This is a genomic window from Veillonella ratti (assembly GCF_003992115.1).
GTDB lineage: Bacteria > Bacillota > Negativicutes > Veillonellales > Veillonellaceae > Veillonella_A > Veillonella_A ratti.
This window is the reverse complement of record NZ_RQUX01000018.1, coordinates 1-20,354: the sequence shown is the minus strand read 5'-3', so window position 1 is coordinate 20,354 and position 20,354 is coordinate 1. Positions and strand designations below refer to the sequence as shown.

The window sequence follows — 20,354 nt, the reverse complement described above, 5'->3', positions numbered from 1 at the left end:
TCCATGACGCAAGTAATATCTAATAACAGTTAGTTCGCTGTCTGTTCTAACGGCTTTTTTATTTCACCATTTAAACCTTTGAACGAATTGCCATAGAATGATAAAATTTCTGTTCCTAAATTTGTGATTTCATCAAAATTATCTTCTAGCAGCTTCATAACAATATCTGTAGGTTCAGCGCACTCATATTTTTCTTGTAGCTGCTTATTATGCAACATAGGGGTACATTTATAAATTAATTGAGTAAAAATGGATAGCTGTTCTGTTAGCCCCTCCGCTTTATCAATACCTTCTACAATGCGTAATACAGTAGTCAATGGCTGTTTAACAATGGTTAATGTGCCACCCAATGTTTTAACTTCTACTTCCTTGCTCTGAAATCCATCATTTAATTTACGATTTAATAATTCTTCTAATGTCAATTTTTTCATTGATTTTCTCCTCATATAAAAAGAGGGGCGTATATACCCCTCTCGCCTTTTTAATTAAACAATCATATCTAAGAAATTATAATCAGCTGCTTTAAATGGGACACTTGTTTCAAGCACCTTCTTATTTTCAAATTGTGTCAACATGACTTCATCTAATGTTACACCTAAAATTTCTACTCGTTCCGCTCCGTGTGAATCAGGATCAGCTAAGGCTGTTACAAACTTCATGTCGCCTAATTGTAGCGTCTTAGCCCCTATAGCCACTTTGGCTTGAATCTTACTATCAATCTTATGTAATACAACGGTACCTGCAATCGACGTACCCACTAGCCGTTGATATTTCCCCGCTTCACCTTGAACATTTACTTCTTCATATTCTAGCGTTAACTTTGCTTCAAAGGATTTAACTTCTGCTAGCAGCTCACCATCTAACCAGCATTTGCCAAAATTCCCCCGAATAATTTTATTATGAATCACCGTATCCATAGTTTACCCCCTATTCCATCGTAATTTTAAAATGTAAATCTTCTACCGCGTCCAAAATCTTAATATTACCAGCTAAGAAGATTGTAGATTTAAAGGTACGTTTCTTGACTGTATCTTCATCCCAGTCTTCTGCTTCTGTTTTGCCAACAGATAACCATGCTTGACGTTGCGCTTCTACATCAATATAGGCAATATTATTAAATTCTTCATCAAGAATTTCACCTGCTTCAATAGAAGTTAAAGTCAAGAAATAGGTGTTTACAGAACTAATAAACAAATACTGATTATTTAAACGATTCTTATATTTACCTACCCAGAATTTTTTAAAGGTTGTATAAAGGTCTTCTAAAATAATGTCCAAAGATTCCACAATGATAATCTTGCTCATATCTTCCGTTTCTGTGCTTGTGTAGGTTGTTAAACTATTAACACCACGGTTGATTTTTACAGTTTCATCGTCATCTTGGAATAATACTAAATAACCTTTATCTACCCATGCATCAATCGTATTTTCATCATCGTCAATGAAGCTTTCGTCTACGCTATCAATATCTTCTAAATCATAAAAAGTACAACTACGATTCATTGGCAAATTCGCTAATACCGATGTAATGCGTGGTAAATATTCATTCATTGGAATGTCACGCTTTTCATCAATGCCATGCACACTGTCATTACGTACATTGATTAAATGCATATCATCCGCTACTGTTACATTGTGTAATACGGCCTTATATTTTCGCCCTTTAGACTGCTTATTGCGACTTTTTATATAACTAGCCAAGTCCTTTTGAAACTCTTTAATTGTTGTCCAAACATAGTTAAATTTCTGCTTATCAATAAGTTTCTTAACATCCGCAAATTCTGTAGTCGATGTTGGCACATGAACTACTCGTAATTTAAATACATCGTTGTAGAAACACCGTTTCAAAATCTCAATATTTTCTGCACTGTATTTATCTTTCGTAATATCCGCTTCATATTTAAACAAATCAACACCAGCTTCTTGCCGTGTATCATCTTTCAAAATAACAAGCGCTACCCCTCGTTGGCTACGCTTAATAGCCGTGACTGCTTTTTGAATAAAAATAATATCAATGACTGGTTGCCCCATTGTACTACCTCACTTTCTACTTCTTATTAATAGTAACGTCTAATTCTTCCATCATTGGTTCAGTACCAACATCTGGAATGCGTTGTACTGCCAACACATTAAATGTAGTATGTAAAACTTTATCCGCCTTATTGATGTAATGCTTAACCTCATCAAATGTAATGCCAAAGCCTTGCTCTGTTTCAATTCGATTGCTAAACATACTACGTAATTTCTCACGCACACCTAATAACTCTTTAAATCCTATCTTGCTATCACTCGCAAAATAATACATTTCTAAATGGTACGTATCATAGTAATATTCAGTAGTTAATTGCTCATCATCAATCTCTTCTACGTCAATATAAAAAGAGGGCCGTTCAAAGCCCTCTTCTATATCACGGTCATTTACTTTTACATTTAGAATATTTCTAATGGTAACGGTTAATGCTTTTATAATATTTGCTGTGCCAATCATTTTAATCCACTCGCTAATAACTCATCAACAAATGCTTCTGCCATATCGCCATATTCTTTTTCAAATTGTCTAGCAGCCTTACCCATCGTATTGCGCCCCCTAACCCACTTTTGCTTATTAGGATTCTTGGCTTTAGTCGCATGTCCATGCTCAAATAAATGCGCATGTGGCGCTTTATTTTTAACACGCACTTGAAACTCATTGCCTTGATATTTATAGGCGCTCCCACGTGATAAGCCCCCTATAAGGTCGGTTCTCTTGCGCTTGCCGTCAACTTCCTTATATCTAGCTTTGCCACCACTAGATAAATCTGCTTTATATTGTGCCTTAGCAATTTTAAGTTGCCTATTACCAGCCCGCTGCATAAAGTTCTTCGTCTGCTTAGGAAATTGTTCTTGCCCTAGCCTAATGATTTCTTTCCCTAAATTGCTAAGACCTTCCACCTCAATTTTTCCACTCATACTTTTACCTCACAAAATATTTCAAGCCGTTCTTTATTTAGATATGGATCTAGAATGTATAAGATATCGTACCGTTGACCATCAATTACAAACCACATATCAGGCTTAATATCGTTACGATACCTTATAACAATCTTATGTGTAGTCCTTGATAGTGTTGTATCAGCCATACGCCCACTTAGTAAACTACCTGTTTGAGGTATCACAGCGCAATACAACTGCCCAAGTAAGGTAGGTTCAATAGGATACTGTCCTAATTCGTCCATTTCCTTTGCTTCGCTATTATGCCACAGTTCCGCCCTATGTTGTAACATACTGCTTAAATGGCCTTTTCTATACACGCCATCACCTCAATCAAATTAAATCAAATTTTTAGAATAAGCGCTTAAAATCTGTAATGTAGTTGGATTAATATTAGCCGTTTCCGCCACAGTAAATTGCCTTAAATCATAAAATTCTGCACATAAAGCTAGCACAGCTAATGGCATATCTTCATAATTGTCCAGTTCTTCCACTGTTAACCCTGTATAGCTGGCACAAAAGGCTTTAGCCCCTTGAATAGCCATTGCAACTACTTCACGCTCCATACTATCGACTAAATCAACACGAATAAAGCTAGCAACTTTCTCTACCGTCAATTCACTAACCTTCATTCTTCTTACCTCTGCCACGGCCTTTAGGCTTAGCTTCATCTACTTCAAGTACTTCAATATAACCAGCGTTGACTAAATCCCGTTCCCACATTTCATTGTCTAATTCAATGACGGCTCCTAGCGGTGCCGATATAACACCGCTAAAGCCTACTAATGTTCTGTATTTCATAATTAAGCACCTGCTTTTAATACCCCAAAGTATTGCGGATTGATAATTTTACTATCCGCTTCAAGCCAATTAATTACACCTACAGCATGTTCGTCAGCGTATTTTTCCTGCAATACTTGGATTTCAATCGTATCCTTTACAATCTTAGTGGCTAAGCCTTTCATGTCGCCAAATACGGCCACCGCTTTACCTGCCTGTAACGTTGGCATGGCATCAGATTCAAACACAGGATTACCAAGTAAACGGTATTGCATGGCGTCCTTAATGTCCTTATTAAGCAAATAATTGCCATCTTTATCTTTTAATTTAGAGATAGCCTTAAAGGTTTCAGGGTGCATAATCCACACACCATTAGCACGTTTAACTTGTGGCACTAACATTTGTGTATCAATCAAATCATCAGCCGTAATGGCAATACCAGATGGTGCTTTAATTACACGATCATCACCAATCATGAGTACTCCTTCCATTTTTCCTGTAGTCCCGTTCAATAACTCTCTTTCAAGGAATAATGCCGATTCTTCCGCTACTTTCGTAATCACATAATTCACAATATCAAATTCACTATTATTGATTAAGGACTTAGAAATTTTAGCCAAGGCTCCTGCTGTGTACCCTTCCAATGCTTTAGATGTAAATTTCGCTGCACTCGCTGTTAATGTGGTAAATTCATCTGCATACGTACATTTAATCCGACTTTCTTCTTCATTATATACAGGGAAGATTAGCTTACCTTTTACATCATAAAAATCAGAAAGTTCTAAAATTGGCGAAATGTTTTTAATTGTTTCCACAATTTTCCCTGCAATAGATTGAGGAATCACTGCGCCATTATTGCCTTTGGTAAAGCTCATTTCTGCACGTGTTTCTAAATCTTTATATTCCATAGTACCTGTGCGCAAGAAGGATGCAAACGCACGTTTTTCTAAATCGTCCTGATTAATTTCTTTATCCTTACGGTCATCATCAACCACGTTCCACATACGGCGTTCTTCTTGACCTAGTTTTAAGGTTTTATCAATGGCCATTACTTCTTCATTAAGTGTATCAAATGCTTTAACTTCCTCTTCATTCAATGCACGTGTTTCTGTATCAGCTTTTTCAACTAACGCATTCATTTGTTTAACAAGTTCATTACGTTTCTCAATCAATTTTTTAAATTTCATTTCAATTCTCCTTTACCTTTGAACATAAAAAAAACACTCTTATGAGTGCTATTCTCCTAATGCTTTTACAATATCTTTGTACTTTTGGTTTACATCAGCTTTTTCTTCATCTTTTTCTTTACTCCCTTCTTCTTTTTTTCTTGTCTCCATATCATAATCAATGTCTTCAATGCATGCCATCGCACGATATTCAAGCAATTCTTCTTTATTTTCACGCACACTAATAGTCGTTCCTAAATATGCTGGTTGAATAGATAAGATACTAACTTCTTGTAGGCTAATCTTATTCAGATTCCGTACTTCTGTTTCTCCTACCTTTTCCCATGTTGCTTCCGCTTCTTTAAACCCAAATGACCACCCTTTAAGCTGTCTTTTCTCCGCTTGTTCAATAACTTCTGCATCATTTACAACTGCACGTGCATATAATCCAACATTATCTTCACGCAATTCAAGCATACCGCTTGCTTGGTCACCCAACTTCCTCTTGTGGTTATACATTAGATCAATATTTCTATTTTCTTCCAACGCACGCTTAAATGTTCCGCTTCTTACCTTTTCAACAAATTTGCCCCGTACATCTTGCAAAGGCAAACTCGTTCGCTCCGTTACATTGACATAACCTTCAATTATTGCTTGTCCGTTTCGTATCTCTACCTTCATTCTCTTCACCCCCTTTCTTTGTTAAATCTCCATATGTACCTGTATTAGGCGTATATATCGTTTTACTATCTGGATAATACAATACATTAGCCAAATTAAGCCCTACAAAATCAATGCCTAACGGTGCCATATTTTCTAAGGCTCTAATCTCATCAATGTTAATCCAGTTAGCTTCTACGGCCGTTTTATATGCTTGATAACGTGTTAGCATGTCCGCTTTTAGTAAATCGTTCATATCAAAACTAAAATAGTAGCTTCCTTTTTCCGCTTCAAGCAGCAACGCCCTATTCATAGCTTGTGTTAAACAGTCTATGATAGGTACTATGGCCGTTTTTACAAACACCCTAAAGGCTTCTTCATTTGTAAAGGTGTCTTCTGCAAAGCCTAGAATCTTATATAGTAACTCTGTATTAGTCTGTTTATTCTCGTTCAACTGATTTTCAGTAGCCGTTGAATCAGCCCCTTCAAAGGTTATCCCCTGATTCAATACAATAACATCACTGTTGTTATTACTATATAAACGATTCCACCCCTTCTTCAATTCGTCCATCATTTCTTTAGATAGCTTCCTATCCGATTTTAAAAAGCCTTTCTTACCGCCTTTACTCATTGCGCCGTTTTCATAGCACAATGCATTGTACATAGTGGATAAAATCACAGCATTATCATCAATAATCCCCCTACCACTTACGCCATTAGCGCTATTCCTTACTGCACGCAATATATTAAATTCATCGTATATATTACCGTCAATAACATAATAAATTTCACGATTAATCCGCCTACCATTGTCAATTAAGCCAACAGCCCCCTTAGGAATATATTCCAAACTAATAGGTGTATTACCATCTTTCCCTAAATAGCAATAACAACTACCTTCTAGTATTAAATCGTGAATCATGGACACCTTAGTTTCATAGGCATTTAATACGCTATTAGTTTCAATATTTAATAGCCTTAATCGTATATCATTATCTACTTCTTCCACATGATTATTTGATTCTCTATACAACCTTATAGGTAGGCCAGCTATAACATTAGCTATTAGTTGTACACCGCTAGCAACAGCTGGTATTGATAGGGCTTCTTCTCGGGTTACTTTTTTTCTAAACATAAACCCTTTCAACAATACATCTAACTCATCTTCAACTTGCCGTACTTCTGCATTGCGTGTTTCCAGTCCTAGCCATTTCTTCCAATTCATTTATCAATCACCCCCTTTACGTCTGAATCGCCCAACCAATTGTTTGATTAAGCATGTAATCTTGTTGCAATAAGTACATGGCATTAATTGTGGCCACAACCATATCAATCTTACCTGTTGACCGCTTTTTGTTGACATACCGATTCATATTTGTATCGTATACGCAACGTGCGTTCTGAAAGTTGATTTCAAGCAGTTTATTGCCCTTTTCATAGGCTACTTTTCCATCAGTAATGAGTTCTGTTAGCCATTTAGTAGGTGGATGCAGCACGCTGGAATGTTGTTTAATTTCTACTACGGTATACTTTTCTTCCCACTTTTGCGCACTAGAAAGCGCATTCCATCGGTCATAGCCTATGCCCATAACCGTTACGCCATACGTTTCTTCAACCTTGAATACATAGTCTTCAATTACACTGTAATCTACTGTCCTATCCCCACAGGCTACCGCATACATAGCCTTGATAAAGTCTTGATATGGAATGCGTTCAAGCTTACTTTTTTCTTCAACCCTATCTTCTGGCAAGAATGCGCGTGAATCAATTAGCACTTGTTCCGCTTCATCGTCCCAGCTTACCATAGCAACGGCTACATTATCCGTTGTCAACGCTAAGTCAACCCCTAGATATACTTCACGACCTGACCAATCAATATGATCTACGGCGCCCTTCTGTAAATCGGCAATGTTAATAAACGATTCTGACCCAACGCCCGAATATACAATATTACAATGCTTGGTAATAAAGTTTTCACGCTTGCTTTCAATCTCAATAGCAGTTTTGCGTTTCTTCTTCAAATCATTCATCATGGTAGGGACTTCTAATGCTAGTGGATTGGCTTGTTCCAATATACTATCACTTGTTGCCCATGCCTTTTGATTATCTGGCTCATACAACAATGAAAAGGTTGTATCATCGTCTACTGTACCCAACAATACACGCTTTGCATATTCTACTTCGTCCTCAAATGGATTAGTTACAGTAGGGTATTTAGTTGATATGATAATACCCAACTTATTCAATATAGTGAGTTGGCCTGAGCGCATAGCTTCAATAGCGTATGTATTAGGTAGTGCTCCTGTTTCATCAATCAAAAATACATTAGGCAAGCGCCCATCTAAGCGACTATTTGAATAGTTTAACGGCACATATCTATTGTCAGTCAGATTACAGTGAATATAATCTCGTAACAATTTGAATTTTTCCTTGCCATTTAGCTTGCCCCTAAGTGCGGGCGAACTACCTATAATCTCTTCAATAGCGTCTTTTACTTCACGTGACAATGCCCCATCAGGTGCCACAGAATAGAACTTAGAGTACTTTGGTTCTAAAAAAAATAAGAGAATAAATATTAATGCCACTAAAAATGTCTTAGCATTCTTACGGCATATCTCCAGTATTGCGTTTTCATACCGCCGTTTACTTGGATTATCCTTATGGACTACGCATAGCACAGCGACCAAAAACAACCACTGGAATCCAGCTAACGCATTATATATGGTTTCGCCTGCTTTTAACCCCTTGGCCATAATCAACAATTTCAACACATTGTCTATGGTTTTAAGCTTTTCTTCATCGACAATATATTTCTTGTCTCTACCATTGGCGACTTTCAAAAACTGTTTCGCCTGCAGCTTAACATACTTAGGTGCATTAACCTTATTCTTAGCTACAGCATATGCATATTGATACGCTTTATGTTCCTTATCCATCATGTACTATCACCTTGCAATACAATAAGCAAAGGGTCTTGCGCTTCCTTTTGCTTATTAGCCACTAACACCCCTAATTTAGCCCGTGCCTGCGGTGATAGGCATAATTCATCACATAGCTTTAAATATGTTCTAACCAGCCGTTCATGCGTGGCCACAAATTTATCATTATACGCTAAATCTGGTACATTTATAACCTGCCTATTGCTATGGTGCAACATACAAATTGATACCGCTGCTTGTGTTATCGTCACCGTATCTAACTTGCTTAGCACGCCCGCTTCACGCAATGCTTGTTCAATAAATTTAAAGGCATCTAATTGTACTGTATCTAAATATTCTGGCGGTGTAATCTCAACATCACCACTCTTAGTAAAAGCACTTTCAATTGCTAATCGTTCTTCTTTTTCCTTCTTAGTTAAATGCTTTTTAGTCGCATTTACAGGTGTTGCTTTTCGCAAGATGTTCACCACCTTTCTTGAATACGGCCTATATATATAAGTAAATATTTTACACGCGCACACGCGCCTGTCCCAAAAGGGAAAATTGTGTAAATTGAGGGGAGCAGTACGGTCTTGCTATCACTGCCAAAATTTTTAATTTTTGATAGGGGGGGCTTTAATTAATTTTTTCAAAAAGTTTGGTTTGTACTCCCCTTTATCAGCCAACCCATGATGATATTTACACAGTGTAATCAGATTATTTTTATTTAATCGCTTTGCCCATGCTTGATGCAATGGCTCAATGTGATGCACATCTAACGATTCATTCACACTGACTATGCCATCTTGCTTATAGCACAGAACACATAAGTGTTTATCTCTATCCAATACTTCACTCCTACACCGTTGCCATAATTGACTAGATCTAAACCGTCTTATCTTCACACGTTTTGCATTTGCATTATCATGTTCACGTTTATAATTTCGTTTAGGTTTCTTTACACAATCACCTTCATGGACTCTACCACAATAACTACATGCTTTTAACATACTCGCTCCAATAAAAAAAGAGACGATATGAATATCATCTCTTTTACTAAATTAACTATTAATTTGTTATAATAAAATACAACTGAAAGGAGGTGAACTAAATGTCGGACAAAGTAATACCATTAAATGAAGGTTATGAACGTAGAAGTTTTCAGCGCCCAACATCTACTTCTCCACCTGCTCCGCCTACTCCACAGCCCCCTCAAACTTCTGTTCCAACTCCACCGAAGAAATAAATTTATTTACATCAAAATTTCCAGAAAAGAACCCTTCTGGATAACCGTATTCAATTATTTCTATTCCATTTGTCACATCTACATATGTAGATATATATGGAAAATAATCCTTATATTGACCATCTAGCCATCCATCATAATGAGGATGGCTTTTCACTTTTAGTTCTATTAACGAATCAGAGCCGAACGATGCCCCCATAAATTCACCTCTGGCAATTCGATTTCCATTTCTTACAATTTCAATAATGTGTGGCTTCCCATCCATTAAATTGCCATTTAATAAAGTGTCTTCTTGAAAGTATTCATAGCCATCTTTACTAATTGTAATAAACCTCATAGCTCGATGCCATATTCCTTTTATTACTAATTGCCATATAGCTCCTGTAAAAATACCACTTACTATCGCAACAATAATCATAATAATTCCTAAGATAATACTATCTTGAATATAATATCGAACTATCACGAATCCTAATAAAAGCCACATACTTGCGAATAAACTATAAACAAAATAATTTAAAACTTGGTCTATTGGTGTTATTTTTGATTTTACATTGCCTAACGCCCTTGCAACCTCCTTCGCAATAAATCCAGGTGCTAATAAAATAATTATTTCAATGTAATATTCCATATTTTCACCTCCTTACTAGTATACATCATACCCCATTGCTTTTCTATTAATCCTATGGACTTCTTCGCATGATATGCCTTCACGTATGGCAATCGCTTCTTCACATTGCGCTTTACTAATTCCCCCACTATGTGCTTTAATATGACACTCTGTACATAGTTGTATTAAGTTGATGCTAATATCTCCGCCACCACTTCCTACTGTATGCACATGATGCGGTTCAATATTTGTCCGCTCGCCACACAATTCACAATATGGCTTGCGCATCTTCTGTATCATCTTACGGTCTACAATTCGTTTATACTTTGGCAATAACATGTTATCTTCCTTTCTGCAATAAAAAAAGCACCCATCATATATAATGGATGCTTACTTTTTCGCCTTTTTTAGCTTTCAATTTATGATATCACATAAAATTGCACCAGTAAATTGCACGATTATTGCACCGATAAATTGCAAATTTTATTTAACCGCATCAGCACCATATAAGATAATAGCTAGCTTATCTACCAAGCGTTTGCGTTGTCTCCACACAGTAGTTTCAACACAATGTAGTGCCTGTGCAATCTCTTCTTGTGACTTGCTTTCAAAGTAATATAGCCTAATGATGTCTTTGTACTCTTCATTAACAATCGCTTCTAACGCCCTATCAACTTCTTTTATTTCACTTTCATCAATATGCATCTTGCGCTTAATTTCTAATGTCTTAGCAGCTCTCAAGGTTTCTATATCTGTCTGCATTTTTGAACCAGAGTTACTAAGGAACATTACAAAGTCTTTAGAGCGTTCAAAGCTTTCACGCTTAATATCTTCTAAATCCTTCATATAATTTATAATATTAAGCTTCAAAGTTGAGTAAGCATATAATCTACGTTCTGTCATTTTGTAATAATTAAATTTACGCTTATTAACTGTACCTGCCACTTCATTTACAATATCATGACAAATACGCTTAATATCTTCTGCCACTTCTTTCTTTTTATCGTCCATACTCTTTTAACCTCCCTACCCACTCATCATATTTATATACATCAATGTTATCGGACTTAGCTTGTACCCATTCCCCTATACAGCCTTTACTATTTTGCCAATCTCCACACAATACCAACACATCACATTGCCTTAACATACGCAAACAAATATCTAGCCCCTTAGCATACTCATTCTTAAAATATGTCATTCCATAATTATGAATTGGTGATAAATAAACATTGTCTGTATCCTCTTTAATGAGATACCTCATAATCCTATCTACTTTTTCTTTATTTTCTATCAATCCACCATATGGATGCGCTACATACACTAATAACGGTTCATTAATCTTCATCATCTTCACTCTCCATATCCTCTTCAAATTTATTCCCTCGTACCCATGATGTGTCATTAATTTCACATACATCAGTAATATATCCCCCATAATCTGCCACAAATTTTCCTTCATCAAATCTTACAAGATTAATTGTTTCATCATATTCATCATACAAAATATCGTTCTCGTAAATCCGTATACCATATTTATCGGTTAACCCTGTATACTGACTTACTGTATCCGCTTCAATTTCAATCGCTATAGCATTAACACATACTTGCTTCCGACTATAACAAGATAACCCACATGTACCTGTTATTAAATATGTGTGTCCTTCTATTTCTTGTACTGCATTACCATAATGCCATTCGCCAGAAAGGTCACGTCCTCTAAATTCAATTATGTCCATTATAATACCCCCATCCACCACTGATATGCAAAATATGCTAAGATGCACCATATAGTTGTAGCTACTGTTATAACCACTCCTGTTTTTGCACCCACCGCTTCACCTTGGTCTAGCTTTAACCGTTCCTTTAATTTCCATTCATCTACACTAATAACTCCTTTAACAGCTAACTTACTGCGTTCAAGTTTCTCTTTGGCCATACTTTCCATCATACGATTAATGGCATCGCCTGTAATTTCTTTCTTATAGGCTTTTATAAATGTAGTTTCTTTTGTTTCTAAATTAATGATTTCTACCACCGCAATATCATCTGTTGTTTGTCCTTTTTTCATTTATTAACCCTCTCTATAAATCTAAATGGCCTTAGTAAGTTTTCCTTAATAACGTGCAAATCATTTTTTATTAACTCCATAATATAAAGCAAAACATATGGCTGTGTTCTGCTTACCAGTAATCCTATTAATACATACATTGTCACCACTACAACGGTTACTGTTACTATTAATATTGCAATCATGAGTCTATACTTCATTGCTATCATCTTCGCCTTCAAATAAATGCTCTTACGCTCTACTTCCTTTTAAAATGGTATATTTTCCTCTGTTCTAAAAGTATCAAAGTTACAAGCAGTCTTCTTCATTCCTACCGTCATAGTAACTGCTAAAATTTCAGTAGTATATCTATCTTGTCCTTGCTTATCCGTCCACTTTCTATAGCGTATCTTACCTACTATAGTCACATAATCTCCTTTCATAAGCGCACCATATTCTTCCGCATCAGTCCACAATACAATGTTATGGTAATACACAGCATTCTGACCATTAATAGTCTCATTTGTAGCCAATCTAAATGTAAGTACTGGTTTTTGCGTTTTTGTATACCGTAACTCCACATCATTTGCTACATGTCCACATAGCAATACTTGATTAATATTCTGCATTTATAGTCTCTCCAATCTACTAAACAACAACTCATTGTAATCTGTAGAATCGTTTCTAATATAAATTTTAAAAAAATCACTTTTTAAATACGTGTAGTTGTCTGTTTTTCGCAATCTTCTAGCATTAGGATTCCTAATAATCTTCCATGTTTCCCAAATGCGTTGCTTTCGCCTAGTATTCATTATTGCCCCCTTATCTTTATTAACCTGTAAAATCTATACGGATAACCTTCAAGGCTCACACCATCAACAATAGAATCAGTTTCTACATAATAGCCTTTCGGTGGCTCAATATAGCGGCTCCACGTGTTACTTTTCAATGTTTCTACTTTAACTTCTGCCTTAATCAAATTTTTACTAGATGTATATCGTCTTTTAAATACTTCGTTTTTCTCGTAATAACAAGCACGTTTTTCTTTTACAAAATAAGATGCTAGACGTATAGCATCCTCTGCTTGTCCTCTATACAATACTAATTTATGAATTCCCTTTGGCCATAATTTAGTCAAGTCTTCTGTAAATAAATCTACCGCCCGATTAATAAGCAAATGGAAATGTATTCTCCGCTTTCCTTCTGCCACGTAAATGTACTTCAATTCTTGACCAAGCTTCTTATATACTCTTTGCAATCTTCTTATAAAATTTCTAATATCTTTCTTAGCTTGCTCCCATGTCGGCTGTTCTTTATACGTAAGTGTCAAGTAGTAATCATTTGATTTGAAGTTATTATCTATCGTCATACGTAATTCTGATTCTGCCATTTTTTCATTCTGCTTCTGAATAGCTTCTGATGTAGCATTTATCTTTTCTCTACGTTTAGAGTTTCGCTTATAAGTTCTGCCATTATGATAGTCTAATACTTCTTTTATATTTTTACTGCTAACAATTCTACGTTTTCTCATCTTTATATCCTCAATGGTTGATTATTTAATATGTTATATCTAGTTAATAAAGGCCTATATTTACAGGCCTTTATTGCTATCATTAACCATTTTTGATATAATTTTATTGTCGATAAAATATATCATGGTTTTCCGTGATAACTGGATTGAGGGCTTACTCTTTTGAGTAAGTCCTCTTTTACTTTCTTATAATATTTATTTTCATGATTTGGACAAACACAACGGCTCATTCCCATAGCAAAAGTATAATATTTACATTCGTTACAGTGTTCCATACACACTAAACCTCCTACTTTTGCACAATTTACATAAGCCCGTGTCTTCTTATCCACTTCATCACATAATTTACATAGTGGCATAATTAGTAATCTCCATTAACTTTGCCACTGCTCTTTCCCTATTAGTAAAAAAATAACTTCCTTTCAATTTTGTATTAGCCACTACCGTGATTCCATACTTGCCAGCTTTAGATTTAATTACCACCATAGCTTTAGGTAGCATCACATCAGCTTGCCACCCTTGTGAACGCCGTATAGTCGTTATATTAAGGGCTTGCTTTAGTAGTCCTTCTTGCTGTTCTTCATTTAATAGCAATTCCTTGGCCAATAGTTCTAAATCTGCTTTACGCTTTCTTCTGTTCATATTGACCCCCATATGGATTATTCACATTGATACGTCTAGTAAAAGGATTCACTGGCATATTAAATGACCTTTGTAACTTTTTTTCTTCTAGATCATCATAGCTAGTATCAAAGTCTACCTTTTCAGGTTGCCGTAAAAGCAATGCACCTAGCACACAATTAACAGTCAATGATGCACATATCAAAGTATCTACTATTGTGCTCTGCGGGCCATCTGTTCCCACTGTGGCCATAACCCCCAAACCAGCTAAAAATAGTAGTATATTCTGTAAATACTTTCTCATGACTATCACCCCTTTAAATATGCTAAATGCTGACCTTTTAAAAAAGCTTCAAAAGCCGGCACACTGATACGTTTTACTTTAGGGCTAATTTCTATAACGATTTTGTCATACACGCCCTCTTGACGCATTAGTTCCATTTTTCGCCACACGGTACTTGGATTCATATCAAAACGCTTAGCAATTTTGCCTACTTTTTCATATAGAATATCTTCACCCTTTTTCATTGCTTAGCCCTCCAATTCTTTTTCAGCTTTACTAACTGCTGCTATGGATTTAATTAGTTCACACTTGGTAATAATTTTCTTATTCATCAGTACACTAATTAGTGCAGCTGTCAAAATACGGTTAGACTCTACTGTAGCTAACACAGTATTTACATCATCTTCATCAACCTTTACCCAATCTTTAACGCTAAGAATTGATGTATATTCTTCTGTTGCCTTTTCAATATCTTTAATATCCATTCTTTTATCCTTTCAAACAATCTATAATTTCTTGAACCAAGCGTTCATCTTCTGCACTTAATTCTGTCTCTTCATCTTCCGTTTTCCAATCTTCTGAATCCCATTCATTGCCCATTGTTATTACCCCCTCTGTAATTTAATGCTATAATCTAATCAAGAAAGGAGGTGATAATATGGAACTTAAATTACAGGAATTGCAAGCCATAGAATCTATTATGTTTGACTTAACCAATTACTATAATCCATGCCATTTTGTTTGGACGTTAAAGGCTAACAATGAATTATTACAAGCTACTACATTACCTTATGAAGAAGGAAAGCCTAGCTACAAAGCCTTTAGCAAAACATATAATGCTGTTCATAGTGAATCTTTACTTGGTCTATTTGATTATCAAACGTATTTTCCAATAGTTGCCAAAGGTCTAGAAGGGCGTTTTGATAATTTTGAAACCGTTTCCGGTTGGTTACTTCATACACCGGCTGAACTTCTCTTACGTTGTAGTAAGCCTGAACTCTTAAATAAATTAGATCTTAAAAAGTTAGACTTTCTACCGCCAGCTCTTCACAACGTAACCTTGCTTAACAGTAATACACAGCTACCGTTTGTAATTGTAGATAAAGAACAGCCCATTCAAATTATTTCTCTTGAACTTATAGAGAAACAAAGTTAGATTCATATTCTAATTTCTGTTTTACCGCTTGAAGGATTCCATAAGCTTCTGCATATGTGAGTCCTTCAATTTTTTTAAGTTCTAAAATGATATTCTTAATAATTTCAGGCTCATCTTTCTCTTGCTTAACTCCATGTTTTAAAGATTTTGGCTTAAATTCTTCGTTTAAGTATTTAATAATTATTTGTCTTTCAGTTTCACTTAACTTATTTTTTTCTTGTAGTGGCATTGTTTACTCTCCTTTTATTCCTCATTTCTTAAATGCTATAATCAAATCAAGAAAGGGGGTGATATTATGAATGATAAAATGTTAACCATAGTAGAAAATTTTGAAACTAATTACAAAGAAACTTTACAAAAACATGAAGATAATTTGCCACCTGAAGCTTGGCAGGCTTTATATGATTTAGGTGCAGATATTAAACATGCTTTAGAAGAACTTGTAACTTGTATCAAATGATTCTTTTGAAGAACCTTATTAGAAATAATGAGGTTCTTTTTTATTTCCATGGATCTTTTATTTCTAACTTTATTTCTACACCTAATCTACTTAACTCATATGCAGCAGCTTTTAATTCCTTTTGTGCTGCTTCTAATCTTTTCATTGCCTTTTCTAACTTTTCATTTCCTTTAATTTCTAATTTCATTCCTTTTCTCCTTTCTTTATACTGTCTACTAAGCAAATTAAACATCTAGCTTCTTCATCAATGGCTTTATCTAATTGATCTACTAATTTGTTATATTCTCTTGAGTATTCTTTTACTTTTGTTGTATGAGAATACTCTTTTTTATTTAATTCTTCACTAATTTCAAGTAATTTTTTTAGCCGCCTTTTTACTAAATAACGTTCCATGCTATTAGATACATTCATTGGCTTCACCTCTCTTCGCTTCCTTTCCGTGCTATAATGTCCTAAGAAAGGAAGGATAAAATTTCTAAAAATTCCAGTGCTATTATCCATGGAACTCTTATCGGTATCATTAATGGTCATATTGCAGATACCTTGACCGTTGAAATTAGTGATAGTGCCATTATTAACAATTCGTAATTTTTTCTTGTTTAGGGTCTTGCATCTGCAAGACTCTTCTTCTTTTAAATTAATATATAAATCAAGCAATTTTGGTATCGTGGCATCTATTTCTTGTCCTATATTTTCTGATTTTTTATACCATTCTATTTTTTTTAAAATAAGTTCCTTTAAACTTTCTTTAATTTCTACTTTCATTGGCTTTACCTCTCTTCGCTTCCTTTCCGTGCTATAATAAATGCTAGAAAGGTGGTGAATTTACTATGTCTTTAAAGTTTAAATACGTCTTAACCCCCAACGAACATACGCTACTTTTTAACGCCCTTGATTATCTACTCCTAGATATTTTTGATTTTGAAGAATTAGATCTTTCAGGAAAAGAAAAATCATGCTTTAATTCTGCATACACTAAACTAAAATCTAATTCATTGGAACTCAAATTTACCTTAGGTGAAATTGAGGAAATATTTAAAACTTTGAACTACATTATTAATCTCATCGAAACTAACGAAATTGACCAAGAAATCAAATCAGAAGATTTCCCTAATACTACTGATTTAATTAAGTTAAAAGAAAAGATACGAAATAATTTAGAATAACCGTCTTTCTTCTTTCAACTTTTCGTTTTATAAAACAACCTTTTAATAACTTTTCTTTTACCATCTGGTTTATACTTTTTGTGTAATGTGAATTTATATGCGTTTTTCTTTTCTTATATACTTTAAGGGTCACATCTTCTTGTGGCTCTTTTTCTTTTGGTGGCATTGGCTTCACTCCTTCGTGCTATAATTAATTCAAGAAAGGAGGTGTATTATGAAAATAGAAGGATTAGACGCCCTAGAAAAATCTTTAAATGAGCTTAGTGCAAACGCTAAAAAATTGTCAGAAACTTCAGCTGTTCCATTTGACGAACTATTCCCACCTAGCTTTATGAGGCATCATACAGACTCTAGCAGTATTGATGAATTTCTAGAGAATTCTCCATTTACTATTGAATCTAAAGAAGACTTTCTTGCAATACCTGATGAAGAGTGGGACAACTATATAGTTGCTCATACTGATTTTTCATCTTGGGAAGAAATGCAAGGCAAAGCTGCGGAGGATTATGTAGTTAAACAACTAGGCTTTTAAGCTTATTTCTACCAACAACTTATTTTTTACTTTTACACTAAAAGGTAAGCACTGCTCTGCTTGCCTTTTTTTATACTCTATTTTCATAAAAAGCTTCTTTCCTAACTTAGCTTTTTTATTTGGTGGCATTAACCTCGCTCCTTCTAAAATTAACTTTAAGTGAACTTCATTGTTAAAAAAATATATTTTGCACTGATTCATCAAAAAAAGAAGCTATACGCTTTTTAATTTCATCACGAGGTACCCTTTCGTTAATTTCATACATAGCAATAGATGTACTAGATATTCCTAACTTAGTTGCTAGTTCTTTTTGCGTTAAATTTTTAGAGTTTCTTAGCTTTGTAAGTTTTTCACCAATACTCATCTTCATTTTTATCCCTCCTTTCTAAGTTCACTTAAAGTTTACTACATGTCTAAAAAGTTGTCAATCACTTTATGTGAACTTTTTCATTGTATTTACTCACTCAATGTGATATTATTTAATTAAAAGAAAGGAAGTGAATTTCAAATGACGTTCGGAGAAACATTATATAATTTACGAACTACACGCAAAGTTACACAATCAGAACTAGCAGATTATCTTAAAATATCCAAAAGCTTAATTAGTATGTACGAAAGAAATCAAAGAAAACCTAGTTTTGAAATCCTTGAAGGTATAGCAGATTTTTTCAACGTTGATATGAATACACTTCACGGAATCAATAATTCTACCTCACCGCAAAATAATTTTACACAAAAAGACGAACGTGACATTCAGAAACGTTTACAAAATATCTTAGATGATCTTGACGATAAATCTGCCTTAAACTTTTTCAATGGTGACGAAGAAATGGATGAGGAAACCAAGGAACTATTACGTATCTCTCTTGAGTCCTCAATTCGACTTGCGAAAAGCAGAGCAAAACAAAAATTTACACCTAATAAGTACAAAAACAAGGACAAAGAGGACTGATTGCCATTGGACATTAAAGGTACTGTTAATAGATTAATAAAAAACAACAATACCAATAATCCCTTTTCAATATGCAAGGCATTAGATATTGTTGTTAAATACGAAAACTTAGGCGCTATCTTAGGTTATTGTGATACTCACTTCCGAATGAAGACAATTCATATTAACGAAAATGCACCAGAAGAACTTCATCCGTTCATCTGTGCGCATGAATTAGGGCATATGTTATTACATAAAGATGTGAATATTCCATTTCTAAGCCGTTATACTCTCTTTTCTATTGACAAAATAGAACGTCAAGCAAACTCATTTGCGGTTGAATTATTACTTCCAGATAGCCTATTAAAAGAAAATAATGAACTAAACTTTTATTGCCTTGCTAAATGCCACGGTATCCCCGAAGGATTAGAAGGATTAAAACAAATTTATTTTAAATAAGGAGATATTATGTAAGATAAATACAAGGTAATTGCTATTCCAAGTAAAAAATAATACTAATTAATTTGGGCTTAGCCAATGGGGCCAAAATTACAATATCATTTTTTATTAAAGAGAGGATAAATAACCATGAATGATACATACAAAATTATTGAAATTATAGATGAGTTTACCGTAATGGTAGATTATGGGACAAATGATGGAGCAATGGAAAATGACCAGTTAAATATAATTACTATCGGTGACCCTGTTAAAATTGATAATATAGATTATGGTACATATGACCTCATCAAGGCCACTTTATATATTGATACAGCCTACCCCAAATTTTCTATTTGTCGAAAATATAAACAAATATCTACTGACCTGCTTAATCCAATATCTAGTTTTAAACGGATTTCATTCCAAAAGCAAAAACTAGAAACTGCAAACGCTAATTACTCATATCGAAAACTTCCAAAATATACACCTATTCAAATAGGCGATTTAGTTAGAATAAAAAAACATTGACATATAAATAAAACATGTTATAGTATAAGTAGTAAAATGATTTCAGCTTAAGTGCTGGTCACCGTCCCACTGCTTATACAGCAGTGGTTTTTTTTTTGAGGATACTGAATTGAGTATAGAATATGATAAACCATTTAAAACATATGATCAACAAATTATATTATTGGAGTCTAGAGACCTAATTATAAATGATAAAGATTTTGCTAGACATGCACTAGAAACTTTTTCTTATTATGATTTAGTCAATGGTTATAAAGATGCATTAATGCCTAATGATAAATATTTACCTAATATAACTATTGAAT

The 20,354-nt window shown here is 34.5% G+C and carries 38 protein-coding genes and 1 pseudogene; 8 read left to right on the top strand and 31 right to left on the bottom strand.

The window, feature by feature from the left end; translation table 11 throughout:
* Positions 1 to 29: 29 nt before the first annotated feature.
* From EO124_RS08040 to EO124_RS07915, 26 genes are all read right to left on the bottom strand, one after another.
* Positions 30 to 431, bottom strand: coding sequence for a hypothetical protein (locus EO124_RS08040; protein ID WP_127059091.1), 402 nt, complete (start codon positions 429 to 431; stop codon positions 30 to 32).
* Between the two features lie 54 nt (positions 432 to 485).
* The gene (locus EO124_RS08035; RefSeq protein ID WP_127059090.1) at positions 486 to 917 is read right to left on the bottom strand and encodes a phage tail tube protein; all 432 of its coding nucleotides are present in this window, start codon (positions 915 to 917) and stop codon (positions 486 to 488) included.
* A 10-nt stretch (positions 918 to 927) separates the two neighbouring features.
* Positions 928 to 2,031 carry a phage tail sheath C-terminal domain-containing protein gene (locus tag EO124_RS08030; RefSeq protein ID WP_127059089.1) on the bottom strand — a complete coding sequence of 368 codons (1,104 nt, stop codon included), beginning with the start codon at positions 2,029 to 2,031 and terminating at the stop codon, positions 928 to 930.
* Positions 2,032 to 2,047: 16 nt separating this feature from the next.
* The gene (locus tag EO124_RS08025; protein ID WP_127059088.1) at positions 2,048 to 2,488 is read right to left on the bottom strand and encodes a phage tail terminator family protein; all 441 of its coding nucleotides are present in this window, start codon (positions 2,486 to 2,488) and stop codon (positions 2,048 to 2,050) included.
* Positions 2,485 to 2,949 carry an HK97 gp10 family phage protein gene (locus EO124_RS08020; protein WP_127059087.1) on the bottom strand — a complete coding sequence of 155 codons (465 nt, stop codon included), beginning with the start codon at positions 2,947 to 2,949 and terminating at the stop codon, positions 2,485 to 2,487. Before EO124_RS08020 ends, EO124_RS08025 begins: the two co-directional genes overlap by 4 nt.
* On the bottom strand, positions 2,946 to 3,263 hold the full coding sequence (locus tag EO124_RS10445) for a phage head closure protein (RefSeq protein WP_127059086.1): 318 nt from the start codon (positions 3,261 to 3,263) through the stop codon (positions 2,946 to 2,948). The genes EO124_RS08020 and EO124_RS10445 overlap by 4 nt, the downstream gene beginning before the upstream one ends.
* A gap of 45 nt (positions 3,264 to 3,308) precedes the next feature.
* A complete protein-coding gene (locus EO124_RS08010; protein WP_127059085.1) occupies positions 3,309 to 3,602 on the bottom strand; it encodes a head-tail connector protein in 294 nt (97 codons plus the stop codon).
* Positions 3,592 to 3,771 (bottom strand): hypothetical protein, encoded by a 180-nt coding sequence (locus EO124_RS08005; RefSeq protein WP_127059084.1) that lies wholly within the window; start codon positions 3,769 to 3,771, stop codon positions 3,592 to 3,594. The genes EO124_RS08010 and EO124_RS08005 overlap by 11 nt, the downstream gene beginning before the upstream one ends.
* A 2-nt stretch (positions 3,772 to 3,773) precedes the next feature.
* Complete coding sequence (locus tag EO124_RS08000) at positions 3,774 to 4,937, bottom strand: phage major capsid protein (RefSeq protein ID WP_127059083.1); 1,164 nt, start codon at positions 4,935 to 4,937, stop codon at positions 3,774 to 3,776.
* 48 nt (positions 4,938 to 4,985) lie between these two features.
* Positions 4,986 to 5,597 carry an HK97 family phage prohead protease gene (locus tag EO124_RS07995; RefSeq protein WP_127059082.1) on the bottom strand — a complete coding sequence of 204 codons (612 nt, stop codon included), beginning with the start codon at positions 5,595 to 5,597 and terminating at the stop codon, positions 4,986 to 4,988.
* A complete protein-coding gene (locus tag EO124_RS07990; protein ID WP_127059081.1) occupies positions 5,560 to 6,801 on the bottom strand; it encodes a phage portal protein in 1,242 nt (413 codons plus the stop codon). The genes EO124_RS07995 and EO124_RS07990 overlap by 38 nt, the downstream gene beginning before the upstream one ends.
* Before the next feature lie 16 nt (positions 6,802 to 6,817).
* Positions 6,818 to 8,515, bottom strand: coding sequence for a terminase large subunit (locus tag EO124_RS07985; RefSeq protein WP_206512559.1), 1,698 nt, complete (start codon positions 8,513 to 8,515; stop codon positions 6,818 to 6,820).
* A complete protein-coding gene (locus tag EO124_RS07980; protein ID WP_127059080.1) occupies positions 8,512 to 8,973 on the bottom strand; it encodes a hypothetical protein in 462 nt (153 codons plus the stop codon). The genes EO124_RS07985 and EO124_RS07980 overlap by 4 nt, the downstream gene beginning before the upstream one ends.
* A gap of 135 nt (positions 8,974 to 9,108) precedes the next feature.
* A complete protein-coding gene (locus tag EO124_RS10280; protein WP_206512558.1) occupies positions 9,109 to 9,342 on the bottom strand; it encodes an HNH endonuclease in 234 nt (77 codons plus the stop codon).
* Positions 9,343 to 9,690: 348 nt separating this feature from the next.
* On the bottom strand, positions 9,691 to 10,371 hold the full coding sequence (locus EO124_RS07970) for a hypothetical protein (RefSeq protein ID WP_127059078.1): 681 nt from the start codon (positions 10,369 to 10,371) through the stop codon (positions 9,691 to 9,693).
* Between the two features lie 15 nt (positions 10,372 to 10,386).
* Positions 10,387 to 10,689, bottom strand: a complete 303-nt coding sequence (locus tag EO124_RS07965) for an HNH endonuclease signature motif containing protein (RefSeq protein ID WP_127059077.1) — start codon at positions 10,687 to 10,689, stop codon at positions 10,387 to 10,389.
* A gap of 144 nt (positions 10,690 to 10,833) precedes the next feature.
* Positions 10,834 to 11,361 (bottom strand): RNA polymerase sigma factor, encoded by a 528-nt coding sequence (locus EO124_RS07960; RefSeq protein ID WP_127059076.1) that lies wholly within the window; start codon positions 11,359 to 11,361, stop codon positions 10,834 to 10,836.
* Positions 11,351 to 11,701: a DUF4406 domain-containing protein gene (locus tag EO124_RS07955; RefSeq protein WP_241230690.1), complete on the bottom strand. Its 351-nt coding sequence runs from the start codon at positions 11,699 to 11,701 to the stop codon at positions 11,351 to 11,353. The genes EO124_RS07960 and EO124_RS07955 overlap by 11 nt, the downstream gene beginning before the upstream one ends.
* On the bottom strand, positions 11,688 to 12,089 hold the full coding sequence (locus EO124_RS07950; protein WP_164726589.1) for a YopX family protein: 402 nt from the start codon (positions 12,087 to 12,089) through the stop codon (positions 11,688 to 11,690). Before EO124_RS07950 ends, EO124_RS07955 begins: the two co-directional genes overlap by 14 nt.
* Positions 12,089 to 12,421, bottom strand: a complete 333-nt coding sequence (locus tag EO124_RS07945; RefSeq protein ID WP_127059074.1) for a hypothetical protein — start codon at positions 12,419 to 12,421, stop codon at positions 12,089 to 12,091. The genes EO124_RS07950 and EO124_RS07945 overlap by 1 nt, the downstream gene beginning before the upstream one ends.
* A 248-nt stretch (positions 12,422 to 12,669) precedes the next feature.
* Positions 12,670 to 13,029 (bottom strand): single-stranded DNA-binding protein, encoded by a 360-nt coding sequence (locus EO124_RS07940; RefSeq protein ID WP_127059073.1) that lies wholly within the window; start codon positions 13,027 to 13,029, stop codon positions 12,670 to 12,672.
* Positions 13,030 to 13,211: 182 nt separating this feature from the next.
* Complete coding sequence (locus EO124_RS07935; protein ID WP_127059072.1) at positions 13,212 to 13,931, bottom strand: rolling circle replication-associated protein; 720 nt, start codon at positions 13,929 to 13,931, stop codon at positions 13,212 to 13,214.
* 345 nt (positions 13,932 to 14,276) lie between these two features.
* On the bottom strand, positions 14,277 to 14,573 hold the full coding sequence (locus EO124_RS07930) for a hypothetical protein (RefSeq protein WP_127059071.1): 297 nt from the start codon (positions 14,571 to 14,573) through the stop codon (positions 14,277 to 14,279).
* Positions 14,554 to 14,856: a hypothetical protein gene (locus EO124_RS07925; protein ID WP_127059070.1), complete on the bottom strand. Its 303-nt coding sequence runs from the start codon at positions 14,854 to 14,856 to the stop codon at positions 14,554 to 14,556. Before EO124_RS07925 ends, EO124_RS07930 begins: the two co-directional genes overlap by 20 nt.
* Positions 14,857 to 14,861: 5 nt before the next feature.
* Entirely contained in the window at positions 14,862 to 15,080 is a 219-nt protein-coding gene (locus EO124_RS07920; RefSeq protein ID WP_127059069.1) for a hypothetical protein, read from the bottom strand.
* A 3-nt stretch (positions 15,081 to 15,083) separates the two neighbouring features.
* On the bottom strand, positions 15,084 to 15,320 hold the full coding sequence (locus EO124_RS07915) for a hypothetical protein (protein WP_127059068.1): 237 nt from the start codon (positions 15,318 to 15,320) through the stop codon (positions 15,084 to 15,086).
* 173 nt (positions 15,321 to 15,493) lie between these two features.
* Here EO124_RS07915 and EO124_RS07910 point away from each other — a divergent pair, with 173 nt between their 5' ends.
* On the top strand, positions 15,494 to 15,991 hold the full coding sequence (locus EO124_RS07910; RefSeq protein WP_127059067.1) for a hypothetical protein: 498 nt from the start codon (positions 15,494 to 15,496) through the stop codon (positions 15,989 to 15,991).
* On the opposite strand, the gene EO124_RS07905 is transcribed toward EO124_RS07910, so the two are convergent.
* Positions 15,972 to 16,220: a hypothetical protein gene (locus tag EO124_RS07905; RefSeq protein ID WP_127059066.1), complete on the bottom strand. Its 249-nt coding sequence runs from the start codon at positions 16,218 to 16,220 to the stop codon at positions 15,972 to 15,974. The genes EO124_RS07910 and EO124_RS07905 overlap by 20 nt on opposite strands.
* 66 nt (positions 16,221 to 16,286) lie before the next feature.
* On the opposite strand from EO124_RS07905, the gene EO124_RS10215 reads away from it, so the two are divergent.
* Entirely contained in the window at positions 16,287 to 16,451 is a 165-nt protein-coding gene (locus EO124_RS10215) for a hypothetical protein (RefSeq protein ID WP_164726588.1), read from the top strand.
* A 40-nt stretch (positions 16,452 to 16,491) separates the two neighbouring features.
* Here EO124_RS10215 and EO124_RS10210 read toward each other — a convergent pair whose 3' ends face one another.
* Positions 16,492 to 16,638, bottom strand: a complete 147-nt coding sequence (locus EO124_RS10210) for a hypothetical protein (protein WP_164726587.1) — start codon at positions 16,636 to 16,638, stop codon at positions 16,492 to 16,494.
* Positions 16,635 to 17,216, bottom strand: coding sequence for a hypothetical protein (locus EO124_RS07900; RefSeq protein ID WP_127059065.1), 582 nt, complete (start codon positions 17,214 to 17,216; stop codon positions 16,635 to 16,637). The genes EO124_RS10210 and EO124_RS07900 overlap by 4 nt, the downstream gene beginning before the upstream one ends.
* A 65-nt stretch (positions 17,217 to 17,281) precedes the next feature.
* On the opposite strand from EO124_RS07900, the gene EO124_RS07895 reads away from it, so the two are divergent.
* Together EO124_RS07895 and EO124_RS07890 are read left to right on the top strand one after the other, a co-directional pair.
* Positions 17,282 to 17,617: a hypothetical protein gene (locus EO124_RS07895; RefSeq protein ID WP_127059064.1), complete on the top strand. Its 336-nt coding sequence runs from the start codon at positions 17,282 to 17,284 to the stop codon at positions 17,615 to 17,617.
* Between the two features lie 214 nt (positions 17,618 to 17,831).
* Positions 17,832 to 18,149: a hypothetical protein gene (locus tag EO124_RS07890; protein ID WP_127059063.1), complete on the top strand. Its 318-nt coding sequence runs from the start codon at positions 17,832 to 17,834 to the stop codon at positions 18,147 to 18,149.
* Here the strand turns inward: EO124_RS07890 and EO124_RS10205 are convergent.
* Both EO124_RS10205 and EO124_RS07885 read right to left on the bottom strand, forming a co-directional pair.
* A complete protein-coding gene (locus EO124_RS10205; RefSeq protein ID WP_164726586.1) occupies positions 18,138 to 18,278 on the bottom strand; it encodes a hypothetical protein in 141 nt (46 codons plus the stop codon). The genes EO124_RS07890 and EO124_RS10205 overlap by 12 nt on opposite strands.
* A 43-nt stretch (positions 18,279 to 18,321) precedes the next feature.
* A complete protein-coding gene (locus EO124_RS07885) occupies positions 18,322 to 18,519 on the bottom strand; it encodes a helix-turn-helix transcriptional regulator (RefSeq protein WP_206512557.1) in 198 nt (65 codons plus the stop codon).
* Between the two features lie 138 nt (positions 18,520 to 18,657).
* Here EO124_RS07885 and EO124_RS07880 point away from each other — a divergent pair, with 138 nt between their 5' ends.
* The 4 genes and pseudogenes from EO124_RS07880 to EO124_RS10275 all read left to right on the top strand — a co-directional run.
* Positions 18,658 to 19,101 (top strand): helix-turn-helix domain-containing protein, encoded by a 444-nt coding sequence (locus EO124_RS07880; RefSeq protein WP_127059062.1) that lies wholly within the window; start codon positions 18,658 to 18,660, stop codon positions 19,099 to 19,101.
* Positions 19,102 to 19,107: 6 nt separating this feature from the next.
* Positions 19,108 to 19,539 (top strand): ImmA/IrrE family metallo-endopeptidase, encoded by a 432-nt coding sequence (locus EO124_RS07875; protein WP_127059123.1) that lies wholly within the window; start codon positions 19,108 to 19,110, stop codon positions 19,537 to 19,539.
* Between the two features lie 129 nt (positions 19,540 to 19,668).
* Complete coding sequence (locus tag EO124_RS07870) at positions 19,669 to 20,049, top strand: hypothetical protein (protein WP_127059061.1); 381 nt, start codon at positions 19,669 to 19,671, stop codon at positions 20,047 to 20,049.
* A 109-nt stretch (positions 20,050 to 20,158) separates the two neighbouring features.
* Positions 20,159 to 20,354, top strand: a pseudogene (locus tag EO124_RS10275) (Abi family protein); the annotation flags it as partial.